Consider the following 13,747-nt stretch of genomic DNA (forward strand, 5'->3'; position numbering starts at 1 on the left):
TGTTATGCTAGGCCAAACATATGAGAAGCGCAATGATCCGCTTTTTGCTACAATATCACTAACGGCTTGCAATGCACTGTAGAGATCGTGTTTTATCTGGCTAAGCTCCACCGTCTTTACATATAAAAAGCTATCTGATCGAGCGTCAGTAATGCCTGCAACGCTCTCGACATGGTATATTGGTTACCAGCGACGCGACCATGACTTACAGCGTGGCGTGACCCTGCTTTTCCCTCGTCATTCGGGCTAAAGTCCGCGTAGGTATATTCTTTGAGGTACTTCCCAAATTCCACAGGGAAGAACAAGGTGTCCTTTCCGCCTGCTCTCCGCTCGGCCAACTCGATCATGAAGTCTGGAAGCCTGTTGGAACGGTACGGCCTTTCGCCATGAATCTCATAATAGGTATCTGACATTACTCCCTCAATTTCGCTTAAGATAATTTTTATGACGGTGACGGGTTCACTATTTTTGAATGCGTTGATCGCCGGCCTTAGGATCGTTTCGCGCTCTTTGAGATGCGCCCTCTCCATCCAGCGCGAAAACACTCGCTCCAGCCGGGTGTCATTGAAAGCGGAAATGAGGTCTTTTTCTGACCGATCCAGCGGCAAATCCGCTTTTATCGTAGCGAGAAGAGTTCCGATTTCTCCATCTCCCAACTCAAGGAAGGGGAACCAGCCAGCTACAACCATACTCTTGAACGTCGGCTCATGCGCTATAGACGCATATCGGTCTGCGTAGCGCATTTGTCGGAAGAGTGTACCAAGCGCACGTTTGGCCTTTTCGACCTCTAAGTCCCCATCAGGATTGAAATCGAAGTACAGCGCAAAGCGCCAGCCTTCACGGATAATGCAAAGGATTCGGTCTTCCGGCCCAACGTCTACGAGCGGGAACCACAGCCCTCTGACGTCTGCGATATCGTTTTCGAAAAGCACAGTCCCAGCGGCCATGGGGCCAGGTCGCTTAAGGGAATGGTAGGTACACATCGCAGCGCTATCGACCCATAATTCTCCTGAGTTATCCGGATGAAGCACGAGGAGAACGGTCTGTGCGCGGTTGAGGCTCGTATATTCCCCAACGGCTCGGGCCGCATGTTCGATAGTATCAGCGATGTTTCCAATTACTTTCTGGAATAGGTCTTGATCGGAGGTCAGAGCCATACTCGTCCATAGTCGGACTTTTTGACCAGGTAGAGCTGCTTCCGCACTTATCCCGGCCAAATTCAAGTTCTTGAGGAGGATGGGCTCACCAAGGTTGGCTATATCCCCGGCCTTCCGAGTAGAACCATCATTGGTCGCAAGTTCTCTCATTTTTCTGTCTCAAATTTCATAATTAGCACTGATGCCCCCTTTGCGTTGAGGCAGAAGTCCTAATCGGAGTTAATATGGCAAGAGCTACCAAGGTGATCTTGGCCCCGACACTGTGCGAGCGATACCGCATACCTGCACCCTCCCATGCTACAGCAAGGGCGCTTTTCGCCAAGCCTAAAGATCGTGCCGACGTAACGCTGCCGCACCTCTTTATGTCGGCTTGCTTCGGATTGCCGCGATGGTTGCGCTGCAGCACCGCATGTCGGCTTTCCGCCCAACATGCACAGTCCATTGGTCTTCAAATTTGTGACGCAATTTTTCGTGGCCCTATCCATAAATTGCACAGGCCAACTTCCCCCATACCAGCCACTGCACACAAGGCCCCCCCGTCCCCGGTCCGCAACTCGGACACACCATAGGAAAACGAAAACTGTAGGCGGCGTTCACCCGGCATATGAAAGATCGAACCTCAACTTGGGATAACACCCGGCGGTTGACAGAAACACAACTCAGACAGCATAAGTGTGACACGAAGTGCGACACACAACTCAACCTCGCACTCGATTATTTCGGCCTTCCAATGGCTTAGAGAAATGGTAGCGGGTCCGGTACTCGCCTCCATTTACTTTCAAGCACTTAACTTCCTCCGCATTTTCCCCGCTAGTGGGCGTTTACATTTGCGTTTACAGTTTTGCCCTCGCGACGCTGCTTCTCCCGGCCCAGAAGCTCCAAAACCTCGGCGCTTTCTGATGGTGAAACAGCGGCATAGTGCTCGATTACGGACGCCGCGTAACGTAGCGACCACCCCATATGATTGGCAATCTGATTGAGTGCCAAGCCGGCACGGAGAAGCCGCGTGGCGGCCGTTCCACGTGTATCTTGCAAACGAAGCGACGGATCACTCAGTTGTTGCTTGATGCGCTCACGATAACGAGCAATTGCACGACTGGCTGAAACGGCTTTCAAAGGGCTGCCTCGATCGTTCACAAGTAGCACAAACTGGTCAGAAGGCGTCGCGTCAATCAGCTTACGCAGCTCAGGCGTCACCGGGATGTGCGCGATCCGGCCACGCTTTTGTGTCCGCACCCTGAACCGTTCCAGACCATCAAACTGCTCCAGATTGCCGCGCGTGAGACGAACCAGGTCAGCTGGTCGCAGGCCGGTTTCGCAAGCCAGCGTCAAAACGCGCCCCACCCACTCTGGAGCAAGGACATCGACGAGATGAACGTGCCCGGCATGACCTTCCTCAAGGTGCAGATGAACACGGACCTTCTGACCGAGGATCTGAAGAAGAAGCGTGCAAGCAACGAGAGCTTCTGGCTGATGGGCCAGCCCGAGGTCGAGGTGCGCCAGCGCGGTGACGGGATGTGGGAGGTCGAGGTGCATGGCTTCGACTACTTCAACCCCAAGACCGGCGAGATCGAAGGCGGCGGCACCAAGCAGATCGCCATGTGGTCGCTGGATCAGGACTACGATCAGCGGTCCCTGATGCCGCATCAGGTGTTCTTCCCCATGGCCGATGCCAAGGGCGGCTGGAACCGGTTGAAGAAAACGATCCGGGCTGAGTTGGACGAGGACCTGCTGGAGCAGTTCCACGGCACAGTGTCGCTGCCGTTCGAGGCCGGTGACAACAAGCGGATCGCGGTGAAGATCGTGGATGATCGGGGGATCGAGCCCCTCAAGATCGTCGCGCTGGAGGGATAAGCCATGTCCCTGATCATCAACCGCCCGTGGGAGCGGCCAGAGCAGCATTGGGTCGAAGATAAAGGTGGCAAGCTAGAGATCAAGCCGGAGCGGCGGCCTGCCAGCTACGAAGTCTTCGACGCGCGCAACAACACTAAGCGCACCGAAGGGCTGGCCATGGTTAACACGATCCGCGACCGCGTGGATCAGTGGCGCGAGGCTGGCTATCCGGGCGTGACCATCGTGACGCGCAAGCTGCTGGAGCATTGGCATGATGAGGATGCGCGCCAGCACCCTTTCTATTTCTGCCAGTTGGAAGCCATCGAGACGCTGATCTGGTGGGTCGAGGGCGCGGAGGCCTACAAGCAGGGTATCCATGTGCCCGGCGACGGCGGCGCTTGGGAGCGGCTTTGTAACAAGATGGCCACCGGCGCGGGGAAGACGACGGTGATGGCGATGTTCGACGCGAACTGTCCGTCGATTGGTCGAGTGTTGAAACGCTGCCTCTTGATCCCGCCTCTACGCCTATCAGCGCAGACTTAGCCCCTGCTCTAGGTGGCGCAACGGACCTAGGCAACGTCTCCTCGATTGACTTGGAGAAGCTCCCGGACGGCTTCAGGCTTCAACGCCTCGTGTTTCAGGCAGCCCGAAAGGGGTTCGCAGGCTTGCATCATAGCTTTAAAGGGTCAGAAGACCTGCTTGCCGCGCAGCTTGCCGCCACACGCTCGCGGATTGCCTGATTGTCGGGCAGGAGGTTTTCCAGATAGGCGATGACCGGTGCGCCCTGATGCGCCTCTTCACGCAGGGGCAGCGACAGCGAGATCGGCATGGCATATTCCCATGCCAGCCAACCCGGATCATAGGCAAAACTGATCGCGCCAGAGCTGGCAAGGCGCAGATGCCCGACCAGCCGCCCGTTCAAAAGCACCTGCATCGTGCCGCTTCGGCCTCGCTTAGCCATCAGAAGATATCCTCGATCTCGACCGAACCACCGCGAGGGGCGAGCCGGAACTCCAGCCCGAGCGCCGCCATGACGGCCAAGAGCGTCGCCAGCTTGGTACCCGCATCACCGTTTTCCAGCGACGAAATCGTCGCCACGCGCAGATTGGTGCGCGCGCTGATATCGCCCTGCGTCCAGCCGCGCGCCTTGCGCGTGCGCCGGATCGCTTCACCGATCTGTTCGGCAGTTCTCGCTGAGAGGTCCATGATTTGGCTCCTTTTGCGGTGGAGCGTAAATCAAAAAAATTACGCCTCAACGTAAATTTTCGATATTTACGCCAAAGCGTAACTGTCCGATTGGATGAACGGCGAAGGCTATCCCGTCGCTCAACGCCCGTTTAATCTACCTGCACAACGCGAAACATCCGCCCATTGTAGCGGGCGAGATTCGACAGGCCGGGGGCGTTCCAGCGGGTGATGGTTTCGCCTTGCGGCACCACGATCACCACGCGGTTGCGGTAGGGGACCAAATCGAATCCTATTTGCCGTCGCAGCTCTGCAAAGTGTTCCAGATCGGCGCGTGCTGCATCGCGGTCGGCACCGAGCTGCGCCAAATCGGCACCTATTGCCTCGATCTCGGCGGTCAGCACGGTCTCACGGCTTGCCAAACGATCTGCGAGAGCCAGCAAAGCCGCTTCGCCTTCGGCGCGGGCCTCGGCGATCTCCTGGGTGTTCTCGGTGCGGATACGAACTGCCTCGGTTCGCGCTTCATCGACCATGCGGCTGGCAACCGCTCCGGTCAGTGCCAGAGCCAATGCCGCGACAAGGGCGACCAGAACCACACCCACAGTCACCCGGCGGCGAAGAGCCACGATTCTGCGGCTATCGGCTTCGACGGCCTCAGATAGGGTTTGCTGGGCGGCATCCAGTTCCGAGAGCTTATTCTGGGCCGCCGCCAACCCCTCTTTCAACTGCGCAAGATCATCCGCCGCTGTGGAGCGAGCTTCTGCTTTTTGCCGCCGTATCCTCGAAAGTCGTTCATCGAGTTCATTCATGGCTGATGACCCGGCTCTTGGCGAAACGCTGCTTTCACCGGCTCTGCAATTTGCTCAGATACCTCCTTCTGTTCGGGAGGCGACAGCCGTTCGCAGAGGTGTGTCCACGCATCATGCAGAACCTGCATCGTGTCTTTGACCAACTCAATAAGATTGAGCTTTTTCGCCCGCTCCCGAAGATCATCATCGCGGACGATCCAAACTCTCGGGTCGTCGGGGCGAGGACGCACCGAACCATCAAGCACCGCAAGAAACAGCTCGAGAACAACGTACGCGGCCTCTTTCGCCGCATTGCGCAGCGCGTCAGCCCGCTCTTGGTTGAACTGCGCCTGTGCATCCCGCAAGCGGCGGGCTTCCTGTTCGGCCTCCTGCCGGGCGCGGTGAAGGTCGGCGCGTTCCGCTTCGCGCTGTTGCCGATGCAGAGCCTCAAGCTCCTCCTGCTTTTGGTCAAGCTGCTGCTGAATACGCGCTTCGGCATTCTGGGCAGTCTAATGGGACTAATCCCCAGCATACCGCTTATCGCACGTCTCTCATCCGCCTCCGCGTCCCCGTTGCGGCATTGACATGCTTCCTCCCCGCCTTCAGTCTCGGCGCCAACTCCTCTCGTTGCCCGGAAAAGCTTTTTGGAACAAGCCCCTCAGCTCCCTATCCAGACCCTCGCCGTCGATCTCGACGGCACAGTTTTGCGCTCGGACATGCTGCATGAAACCTTCTGGTCCGGCTTTGCCCGGGACTGGACTTTGCCGTTTCGGGCGCTCGGGGCGCTCACCCAGGGCAAGGCGGCGCTCAAACGGATTCTGGCGGAGCGCTCCGATGTCGATGTCACGACCCTGCCCTATGACGAAACCGTCTTGCAGCGCCTGCGCGACTGGCGTGCACAGGGCGGGCGCACCGCGCTTGTGACCGCAAGCGATCAAAGGCTCGCGGACCGCATCGCGGAACACCTCGGGCTATTCGATCTGGTGATCGGGTCCGACGGCACCGACAACCTCAAAGGTCCGGACAAGGCGGAGCGTCTGATCTCGGAATTCGGCGCGGGCAATTTCATCTACATGGGCGATCATGCGGCGGACCTGCCGGTCTGGCAGGTGGCGGGCGGTGCGATCACGGTGAATGCCAGACCGGCACTACAGGCGGGCGTCGCCTGCAACGGGCCGGTCGAACATCTGACGCCCTACAACCGCGACCTGCGCCCCTATGCCAAGGCGATCCGCCCGCATCAGTGGCTCAAGAACCTGCTCGTCTTCGTGCCGATGCTGGCCGCACATGACCTGAGCTTCGGGATATTTTTCCTCGCCTGTGTCGCCTTCATCTCCTTCAGCCTCATCGCCTCATCGGTCTATGTGCTGAACGATCTTCTCGACCTGAAAGGCGACCGGGCGCATCCCCGCAAGCGGCTCCGGCCCTTTGCCGCAGGCACGATCCCCATCGCGCGCGGCACTGTGATGGCGGCCTCGCTGCTGATCGCGGGGCTGATCCCGGCAATCCTTCTTGGGCCGCATTTTCTCGCGATCATGATGGTCTATTACGTGCTGACCATGGCCTATTCGCTCTGGCTGAAACGACAATTGGTCATCGACATTTTCGCACTCGCCGGACTTTACACCCTCCGCATTCTCGCGGGCGGCACCAGCGCGAGCATTCCGATGTCGGTCTGGCTGCTGGCTTTCTCGATCTTCTTCTTTTTCTCTCTCGCCGCCGTGAAACGTCAGGCCGAGCTGGTCGACGGCCGCAATTCCGGCAAGCTCAAGGCCCATGGCCGCGGCTATCATGTCGAGGATGTGCCCATCGTGACGATGATGGCACTGGCCTCCGGCTATGTCTCCGTCCTCGTCATGGCGCTTTATATCAGCGCGCCGCGCGTGCTCGACATGTATCCGCAGCCGGGCTTTCTCTGGGGGGCCTGTCTGGTGTTTCTCTACTGGATCAGCCGCATGGTGATGACCACCCATCGCGGTCAGATGAACGACGATCCGGTGCTCTATGCCGCGAAAGACAAGGTCAGCCTGATCTGCTTTGGCCTCATCTTCGCGCTTGGCCTTGCCGGCACCTTGCTATGAGCGCGACACCGCTGCCCCTGCCCGCGCTGGCCCTGCGCTACGCGGCCTTCGCCACCTTTGCCACGCTGGCCAATCTCGGGGTGCAGCGGCTCGCGCTTGCGCTTTGGCCCGCCCCCGGCGCGCTGCTCGTAGCTTTGATCACAGGCACCGGCATCGGGCTTGTCGTGAAATACCTGCTCGACAAGCACTGGATCTTCTACGACCGCGAGGGCGGTGCACGGGCGCATGGTCGCAAATTCGGGCTTTATACCGCCATGGGGCTGATCACGACGGCGATTTTCTGGGGCATGGAGGCCGGGGCCTGGGCGCTCTGGCACAGCACGGCTGCCCGCGAGGCCGGTGCAATCCTCGGCCTCGCCATTGGCTATGTGATCAAGTTTCAGCTCGACCGGCGCTATGTGTTCCGGTCGAACCAATAAACCTTACGCAGGTGTCAGACCCGGCGGGTGCGGCAGTTTGTGGCCGCTGTTCGCCAGACAGCTCATTAGCGCATCCTGCAAGGTTTCTTCGAGCACCGGGTGATAGAACGGGCTTTCGAGACAGGCGTCCACCGTCAGCCCCTGTTCAATCGCCAGCGCCAGCCAATGCGCCATATGCTCGCCCGCGCCAATCGCCAGGGTCGCGCCCAGAAGCTTGAGCGAGCTCTTATCGGCATAGACCCGGATCGTGCCTGCCGTCTCGGCCTTGACCTTCGAACGCCCGTTGCCCTCCGCCGAGGCGACGCCGATGGCGATCTGCTCCGGATCGAGCGTATCGAAAGACGCACCGACCGTGGCGATCTGCGGACTTGTGAAGGCGACGCCCAAAGGCACGCGGCGGCGGAAGGGTTTGCGGCTGCCTGCGATAATATTGAGCGCGGCGATCTTGCCCTCGTCCTTGGCCTCATGCAGCAGCGGTCGGTCCGCGTTGGCATCCCCCGTCAGATAGACCGGCAGATCGCCGATCTGTAGCGTTTCGCGGTCGTAAGCGGGCATGCCGTGGCCGTCCAGCTCGACACCGAGCGCCTCAAGGCCCAGACCGGTGACATTGGGGCGTCGCCCGATGCTTGCGAGCACGCGCTCGACATTCACCGTCTTGCCGCCCGCCGTGATCGTCACAGTGCCATCGGCTTCGAGCTTCGGCTCGACGCTCGCGCCCAGGGTGATCGACATATCCCGCCCAAACCATTCGGCGGCGGCTTCGGCCACCACCGGGTCCTTGATCCCGGCAATCACCGGCGCAGCGTCAAAGCCGTGCACCTCGACACCCAGACGGCCCAGCGCCTGACCGATTTCGCAACCGATCACACCAAGTCCCACCACCGCGATGGATTTCGGCAAATCCGGTTGTTCGAAAAACGTATCCGTGGTGACCAACGCCTCGCCCAGCGCGCGAAACGGCGCGGGCAGAACCGGAGTCGATCCGGTCGCGATGAGGATCGCCCCGGCCTCAATCTCCTCGCCATTCACCTCGACACGGTTCGGGCCGAGGATCGTGGCGTGACCGTCGATGAACTGGGTCTCATCGAGATGTTTATGGGTGCGCGTGATGAAGCCGTTCACCAGCTTGTCGCGGATCGCCCGCACCCGCGCCATGACCGCAGGCCCGTCGACGGCAAGCGCCTCCGTACCACTCAGGCCGAACGCTTTCTGGCGCTCCCGGTCATGATAAAGCGTCGCCACCTCGATCAGCGCTTTCGACGGCATGCAACCGACGCGGGCGCAGGTGGTGCCTTCCGGCCCGGAGTTGATCAGAACGACGCTCTTGCCCGCCCTGAGCAAGGTGAAAAGTGCCGTCACACCGGCGCTGCCGGCCCCGAGAATGGCCACATCGACTTTGCGTGTCATGAATCATGTCCTTTATATGCTTCTGCGAAACCGCACAGAGACCCGGGGTCTCCGCACGGCTTCGCTCAACCTGATGATGTCATAACATGTATCTGTCGCGGAACAATCGTCGCGCCACGCGACAAGACGACACCCGTGCGCCCTCTCCCGGTCTCTTAGCGCTCGCCCCGCACATAGGCCGCCCCCAGAGCGGCGGGCAGTTTGGCGTTGCGCCCGGCGATCAGCAGCACCAGCATGACCGCCACGAAGGGCAGCATCTGCACCACATCTGTCGGAATATCGACACCTGCGACCTGAAGCGCGGTGGCCGCCGACAAGCAGGCGCCGAACAGCACCGCCCCGAACAGCACCCAAAGCGGACGCCCGCGCGCCAGCATCGCCAGAACGATGCCGATGAAGCCATTGCCATGGGTCATGAAGGGCACGAACACCCCGGCCCCGACGATGGACATGAAAGCCCCGCCAAGCCCGACCATCGCGCCACACCCCAGAACGGCAAAGCTGCGAATGGCCAACACGCTCTGGCCTGCAGAATCGAGCGCCGCCGGTTTGTCCCCAGCCGCCTGCACCGCAAGGCCCAGATGGGTGCGACGATAAACATAGACGAGGATCGGCACCAGCGCGACGGCCAGATAGACCACGGGTTCGCGGTCGAACAAGGCCGGGCCGATGATCGGAATATCGGCGAGACCGGGAATGCGCCATGTGGCAACATCGGAGAGGCGCGGGTACAGACGGCTGAACTGCACATGATGCAAAAGCGCCGTCGCCCCCTCGGCCCCGAGCGTCAGCGCGATCCCGATGACGATCTGGTTGAGCCCCATGCGCACGCAAAAGAGCACCATGAGAGAGGCAACCAGCATCCCGCCCAGAATGCCGCCGAGAAACCCGAGCCCGGTGCTCTCCGTCGCCCAGGCGATGTAAAATCCGAGATAGGCACCGCCGAGCATCATGCCTTCGATGCCGACATTGAGCACGCCGGCTTTCTCGGAAAGCTGTTCGCCAAGGCCCGCAAGCAGGAGCGGCACGCCCGCCGCGGCGATCCCTGCGATCAGGGCGATCAGGAAGGTGTCCGTGAACAGGGTCATGTCAGGCTCCCGCTTTCTGGCGCTTGGCGCTGTAATATTCGGAGACCGCGAGCATCACGAGCAGAATGCCGATGGTCACGAGGGTGAAGTAATTCGGCACGCCGGTGCGCCGCGCGGCACTCTCCGCACCGATCGAGAGGATCGAAAACAGGCCGACAAAACCGATGGCGGCAAAGCCGTTGAACCGCGCAAGGAACACCAGCGGCACGATGGACAGCGAATAAGCCGGATTCCAGTCGGCGCGCACATTGCCGTATTGGCCGAGGATCGCGACCCCGCCCGACAGCCCCGCCAGACCGCCCGAAATGGCAAAGACCGCGATGGTCAGGAGCGGCACGGCAAGGCCCGCGTGCACCGCCGCACTGGCATTGCCGCCCACGACCCGAAGGCGCAGCCCGAAAGCCGTGCGGGTCATCATGAAATGCACCACCAGAATGGCGACAAGCCCGATGATCAGCCCGCTCGAAATCGTCGTCCCGAACAGTGTCGGCAAACGGTCCTCGACGGCAAGGGTGCGGGTCTGCGGCACGGTGGTGGCCGGGTCGAGGAAGACGAGTTTGACCAGAACCGAGGCCAGGGAAATGCCGAGGAAGTTCATCATCAGCGTGGTGATGATCTCGTTGAGCCCCTGATAGGCACGCAGGAAAGCGGGCACCAGCGCCCAGAGCGCGCCGAATATGGCCGAAATCGCTGCGCCTGCCAGAAGACCGAGCCAGATCGGCACATGCGGCGCCATCAAAGGCGTGGCCGCGGCACAGAACACCGCACCGACCAGAAATTGCGCGTCCCCGCCGAGGTTCCAGATCCCCGCCCGAAAAGCGACGATCAGCGCCGCAGCGATCAGCAAGAGCGGCCCCATGCGCGTGAGCGTCGCCTGCACACCCGTCGGCGACAAAAGCCCGCGCCCGAAGACATAGCCGTAATAGGAAAACGGGTTCACCTTGAGGATCAGAAGGATGACGCCCGAGAGGAGAAAGGCCATCAGGACCGGCCCGAGGCTCATCATCAAAACGCCGACGATGGCACGCAACCTCTGGCCTGCATCGGTGGTTTGAACTGTGTCTGTCATGCTCTGTGTGCTCATTTTGCAGCCCCGCTCATCAAGGCCCCGATGGTGTGGCGGGCGCCGTCTTCATTCTCGACGATGCCCGCGATCCGGCCCTGATCCATCACGGCGATGCGGTGGCTCAGCGCCAGCAACTCGTCGAGTTCGGTGGAAATCAGGATCACCGCCGCCCCGCTTTTGGCCGCCTCACGGATGCGCATCTGGGTCGCGGCGATATTGGCGAGATCGAGCCCGTAGGTCGGTTTCTCGAAAATCACCACCCGGGAGCTGCCCGCCAGCTCGCGTGCCAAAAGCACCTTCTGGATATTGCCGCCCGACAGCTTGCCCACCGGCGTGTCGATGGAAGGCGTGCGGATGTCGAAGTCCGTCACCTTCCGACGGGCGTTTTCGCGGATCGCCTCGGGCTGCTCAAGACCGCCGCGCCAATAGGGGGCCTGTCCGATTTCCTTGAGCAAGAGATTGATCGACATGGGAAACGTGCCCACGGTTCCCTCGCCCAAGCGGTCGTCGGTCACGTAACGCAACCCCTTTTCCCGGCGCTGACCGATGGTCATCCTGTCGATGTAAGCCCCATCCAGAACGATGCGTCCGTCCGACACCGGCGCCTGCCCGGAAATGGTTTCCGCCAGTTGTTTCTGGCCATTGCCGTCGATCCCGGCGATGCCGAAAATTTCCCCCGGCCAGACCTTGAATTCGAGATTCTGAAGCGGTACGCGCCCGGCTTCGGCATAAACGGCCAGAAGTTCGAGCGTCGGTTTCGCGGCGCGGTCGACGGTCGTGCTGTCGGGGTGCTCCTCCTCCGCGCCCGCGGCGTCGCGCGTGCCGAACATCAGCCGCACCACCTCATTGGTGGCCTCCTGAGGATCGAGCGTTTTGAGCGCGTCAGGGGTGAGCCCACCGACCTTCTTGCCGAGGCGCAGCACAGAGATCCGGTCGCCGTAAGCCACCGCCTCGTTGAGTTTATGGGTGATGAACACCACCGCCATACCCTCCGCTGCCAGACGCCGCATCAGCTCGCCCAAACGGGCGGCATCGTTGGGCGTCAACATCGCGGTGGCTTCGTCGAGAATGAGGAAACGCGCCCCCCGCATCAGGGCGCGGGTGATCTCCGCCTGCTGGCGTTCGCCAAGGGACAGATCGCCGGTCACGGCCATGGGATCGAGGTTCACGCCAATGCGTTCAGCCGCGGCCTTCATTGCCTGTGCCGTGCCCGCACGGTCCGGTCTCTGCCACCATGCCCGCCCAAGCGTGGCATTTTCCACCAAGGTCAGGCTCGGCACCAGCATGGAGTGTTGAAACACCGTCGAAATCCCGATTTCCAGCGCCTCCGACGGCGAACCGACGGGCCGTTCGACACCGTCGATCAGGATGCGCCCGCCGTCGGGCTGTTGCAGGCCTGAGAGCATGGAGACGAGGGTCGATTTGCCCGCGCCGTTCTCGCCCAGAAGCACATGCACCTCGCCCGCGCGGAATTCCATGTCGATGCTGTCATTGGCGATGATGCCCGGATAGCGTTTGGTCACCCCTTCAAAGGCGACAATCGGCGGGGCCTCCGTGCCGGAAGGGCGGGCGGTTGCGCGGGTCTGTGCGTCTAACATATCGGTCTCCAGAGTTCTGGACGGGCCCCGACGGGCCCGCCCGATCATTTCCAAGCGTCGGTTTAAACGCTTACAGGTCACTCTCCGGTGACGAGCGCATGCACCGATTCCGCATCGAAATGCGGCTCAATCACCAGCGCGCCGGACACGATCTCGTCCTGCACGGCCATCACCTCGGCCCAGACATCGTCGGGGATATGCGGCGATTTCAGCAGCGCCACGGACCCGTCGGCCAGGTTGATGCCGTAGTTCCGGGTGCCGAACGCATCGGCGCGGATGTCTTCGATCATCGCCTCATAGACCGGCGTCAGGTTCCAGAGCACGGAAGACAAGAGGTAGCCCTTGTCGATCGGGGTCTTGTCGCCAATCACGTCGATGAACATGACCTTGCCACCATCGGCGGCGGGCGTGGTTTCCACAGCCTGCAACATGCCAAAGGACGAACCGTTGCCCTGACCGAAGATGATGTCCGCCCCTGCAGCAATCAGGGATTCGGTCACGCGCTTGCCGCCCGCAGCGTCGGAGTAAGCAGCCGGGCCAATTACCGCATAACGGATCACCAGCTCCGGGTTGGTCGCCTTGACGCCCTCGGCGAAAGCGGCGGATTGCGAGTTCCATGACGGCGGCTCACCGGAGGTAACGATGCCAACGGTGCCGGACCGGGTCATCTTCGCGGCAAGCACGCCAGCGAGATAGGCGCCTTCGTGCCCGGAGGCGGTGTAATCGACCACCGCACCTTCGCTCAGCGCGCTCGGGCTGTCGACGATGGCGACTTTGACACCGGTTTCGGCACCGATCTCGGGGGCGGCCGTGTTGTAACCGCTGGCATGGGCGATAATCAGGCCCGGCTCTTCTTCCGCCAGTTCGCGCAGGGTCGGACGCACATCGCCATAGCCGAGGTTCTCGGCCACGATCACCTCGACGCCCATCGCCTCTCCGGCGGCTTTCGCGCCGTCGATGCCTTGCTGGTTCCAGCCGTAATCCGTCCCGGTTTCCGGCGTCAGAATGGCCATGGAAGTGATTTCTTCGGCCAGCACGGCGGTGCTCATGCCCGCCGTGAAAGCGAGCGCGGTCATCAGCCGCAATGCCCCTTTCGTCGTCTTTGTCATCGTCATATTTCGCTCC

At 61.0% G+C, this 13,747-nt stretch carries 14 protein-coding genes and 1 pseudogene; 5 read left to right on the forward strand and 10 right to left on the reverse strand.

Annotation, left to right across the window (positions count from 1 at the left end; all coding sequences use genetic code 11):
* Window positions 1–116: 116 nt before the first annotated feature.
* Together CEW89_RS08755 and CEW89_RS08760 are read right to left on the reverse strand one after the other, a co-directional pair.
* Window positions 117–1,157: a hypothetical protein gene (locus CEW89_RS08755; protein WP_157779804.1), complete on the reverse strand. Its 1,041-nt coding sequence runs from the start codon at window positions 1,155–1,157 to the stop codon at window positions 117–119.
* 810 nt (window positions 1,158–1,967) lie between these two features.
* Window positions 1,968–2,489: a tyrosine-type recombinase/integrase gene (locus CEW89_RS08760; RefSeq protein WP_244906180.1), complete on the reverse strand. Its 522-nt coding sequence runs from the start codon at window positions 2,487–2,489 to the stop codon at window positions 1,968–1,970.
* A 39-nt stretch (window positions 2,490–2,528) separates the two neighbouring features.
* On the opposite strand from CEW89_RS08760, the gene CEW89_RS08765 reads away from it, so the two are divergent.
* Window positions 2,529–3,011 (forward strand): hypothetical protein, encoded by a 483-nt coding sequence (locus CEW89_RS08765; protein WP_198403572.1) that lies wholly within the window; start codon window positions 2,529–2,531, stop codon window positions 3,009–3,011.
* 3 nt (window positions 3,012–3,014) lie between these two features.
* Window positions 3,015–3,449: pseudogene (locus CEW89_RS08770) on the forward strand (restriction endonuclease); the annotation flags it as partial.
* A gap of 211 nt (window positions 3,450–3,660) precedes the next feature.
* Here CEW89_RS08770 and CEW89_RS08775 read toward each other — a convergent pair.
* From CEW89_RS08775 to CEW89_RS08785, 3 genes are all read right to left on the reverse strand, one after another.
* Window positions 3,661–3,951, reverse strand: a complete 291-nt coding sequence (locus CEW89_RS08775) for a HipA N-terminal domain-containing protein (RefSeq protein ID WP_244906181.1) — start codon at window positions 3,949–3,951, stop codon at window positions 3,661–3,663.
* A complete protein-coding gene (locus CEW89_RS08780) occupies window positions 3,951–4,196 on the reverse strand; it encodes a helix-turn-helix domain-containing protein (RefSeq protein ID WP_096805632.1) in 246 nt (81 codons plus the stop codon). Before CEW89_RS08780 ends, CEW89_RS08775 begins: the two co-directional genes overlap by 1 nt.
* A gap of 131 nt (window positions 4,197–4,327) precedes the next feature.
* The gene (locus CEW89_RS08785) at window positions 4,328–4,984 is read right to left on the reverse strand and encodes a hypothetical protein (RefSeq protein WP_096805640.1); all 657 of its coding nucleotides are present in this window, start codon (window positions 4,982–4,984) and stop codon (window positions 4,328–4,330) included.
* A gap of 113 nt (window positions 4,985–5,097) precedes the next feature.
* Between CEW89_RS08785 and CEW89_RS08790 the strand changes: the two genes are divergently transcribed.
* Genes CEW89_RS08790 through CEW89_RS08800 form a run of 3 tightly spaced genes read left to right on the forward strand, consistent with a single transcriptional unit; the run spans window position 5,098 to window position 7,463 of the window.
* Complete coding sequence (locus CEW89_RS08790; RefSeq protein ID WP_157779805.1) at window positions 5,098–5,547, forward strand: hypothetical protein; 450 nt, start codon at window positions 5,098–5,100, stop codon at window positions 5,545–5,547.
* 60 nt (window positions 5,548–5,607) lie between these two features.
* Window positions 5,608–7,044, forward strand: a complete 1,437-nt coding sequence (locus CEW89_RS08795) for a UbiA family prenyltransferase (protein ID WP_244906182.1) — start codon at window positions 5,608–5,610, stop codon at window positions 7,042–7,044.
* Window positions 7,041–7,463, forward strand: coding sequence for a GtrA family protein (locus tag CEW89_RS08800; protein ID WP_096805642.1), 423 nt, complete (start codon window positions 7,041–7,043; stop codon window positions 7,461–7,463). The genes CEW89_RS08795 and CEW89_RS08800 overlap by 4 nt, the downstream gene beginning before the upstream one ends.
* A gap of 3 nt (window positions 7,464–7,466) precedes the next feature.
* On the opposite strand, the gene CEW89_RS08805 is transcribed toward CEW89_RS08800, so the two are convergent.
* From CEW89_RS08805 to CEW89_RS08825, 5 genes are all read right to left on the reverse strand, one after another.
* Window positions 7,467–8,870 (reverse strand): dihydrolipoyl dehydrogenase, encoded by a 1,404-nt coding sequence (locus tag CEW89_RS08805; RefSeq protein ID WP_096805643.1) that lies wholly within the window; start codon window positions 8,868–8,870, stop codon window positions 7,467–7,469.
* Between the two features lie 155 nt (window positions 8,871–9,025).
* On the reverse strand, window positions 9,026–9,958 hold the full coding sequence (locus CEW89_RS08810) for a putative B6 ABC transporter permease subunit 1 (RefSeq protein ID WP_066706594.1): 933 nt from the start codon (window positions 9,956–9,958) through the stop codon (window positions 9,026–9,028).
* A 1-nt stretch (window position 9,959) separates the two neighbouring features.
* Window positions 9,960–11,027 (reverse strand): putative B6 ABC transporter permease subunit 2, encoded by a 1,068-nt coding sequence (locus CEW89_RS08815; protein WP_198403524.1) that lies wholly within the window; start codon window positions 11,025–11,027, stop codon window positions 9,960–9,962.
* 11 nt (window positions 11,028–11,038) lie between these two features.
* Window positions 11,039–12,622: a putative B6 ABC transporter ATP-binding protein gene (locus tag CEW89_RS08820; RefSeq protein ID WP_096805645.1), complete on the reverse strand. Its 1,584-nt coding sequence runs from the start codon at window positions 12,620–12,622 to the stop codon at window positions 11,039–11,041.
* A gap of 77 nt (window positions 12,623–12,699) precedes the next feature.
* A complete protein-coding gene (locus CEW89_RS08825) occupies window positions 12,700–13,737 on the reverse strand; it encodes a putative B6 ABC transporter substrate-binding protein (protein WP_198403525.1) in 1,038 nt (345 codons plus the stop codon).
* Between the last annotated feature and the right edge of the window lie 10 nt (window positions 13,738–13,747).

The sequence above is a fragment of the Celeribacter ethanolicus genome (genome assembly GCF_002407265.1).
GTDB classification, from domain to species: Bacteria; Pseudomonadota; Alphaproteobacteria; order Rhodobacterales; family Rhodobacteraceae; genus Celeribacter; species Celeribacter ethanolicus.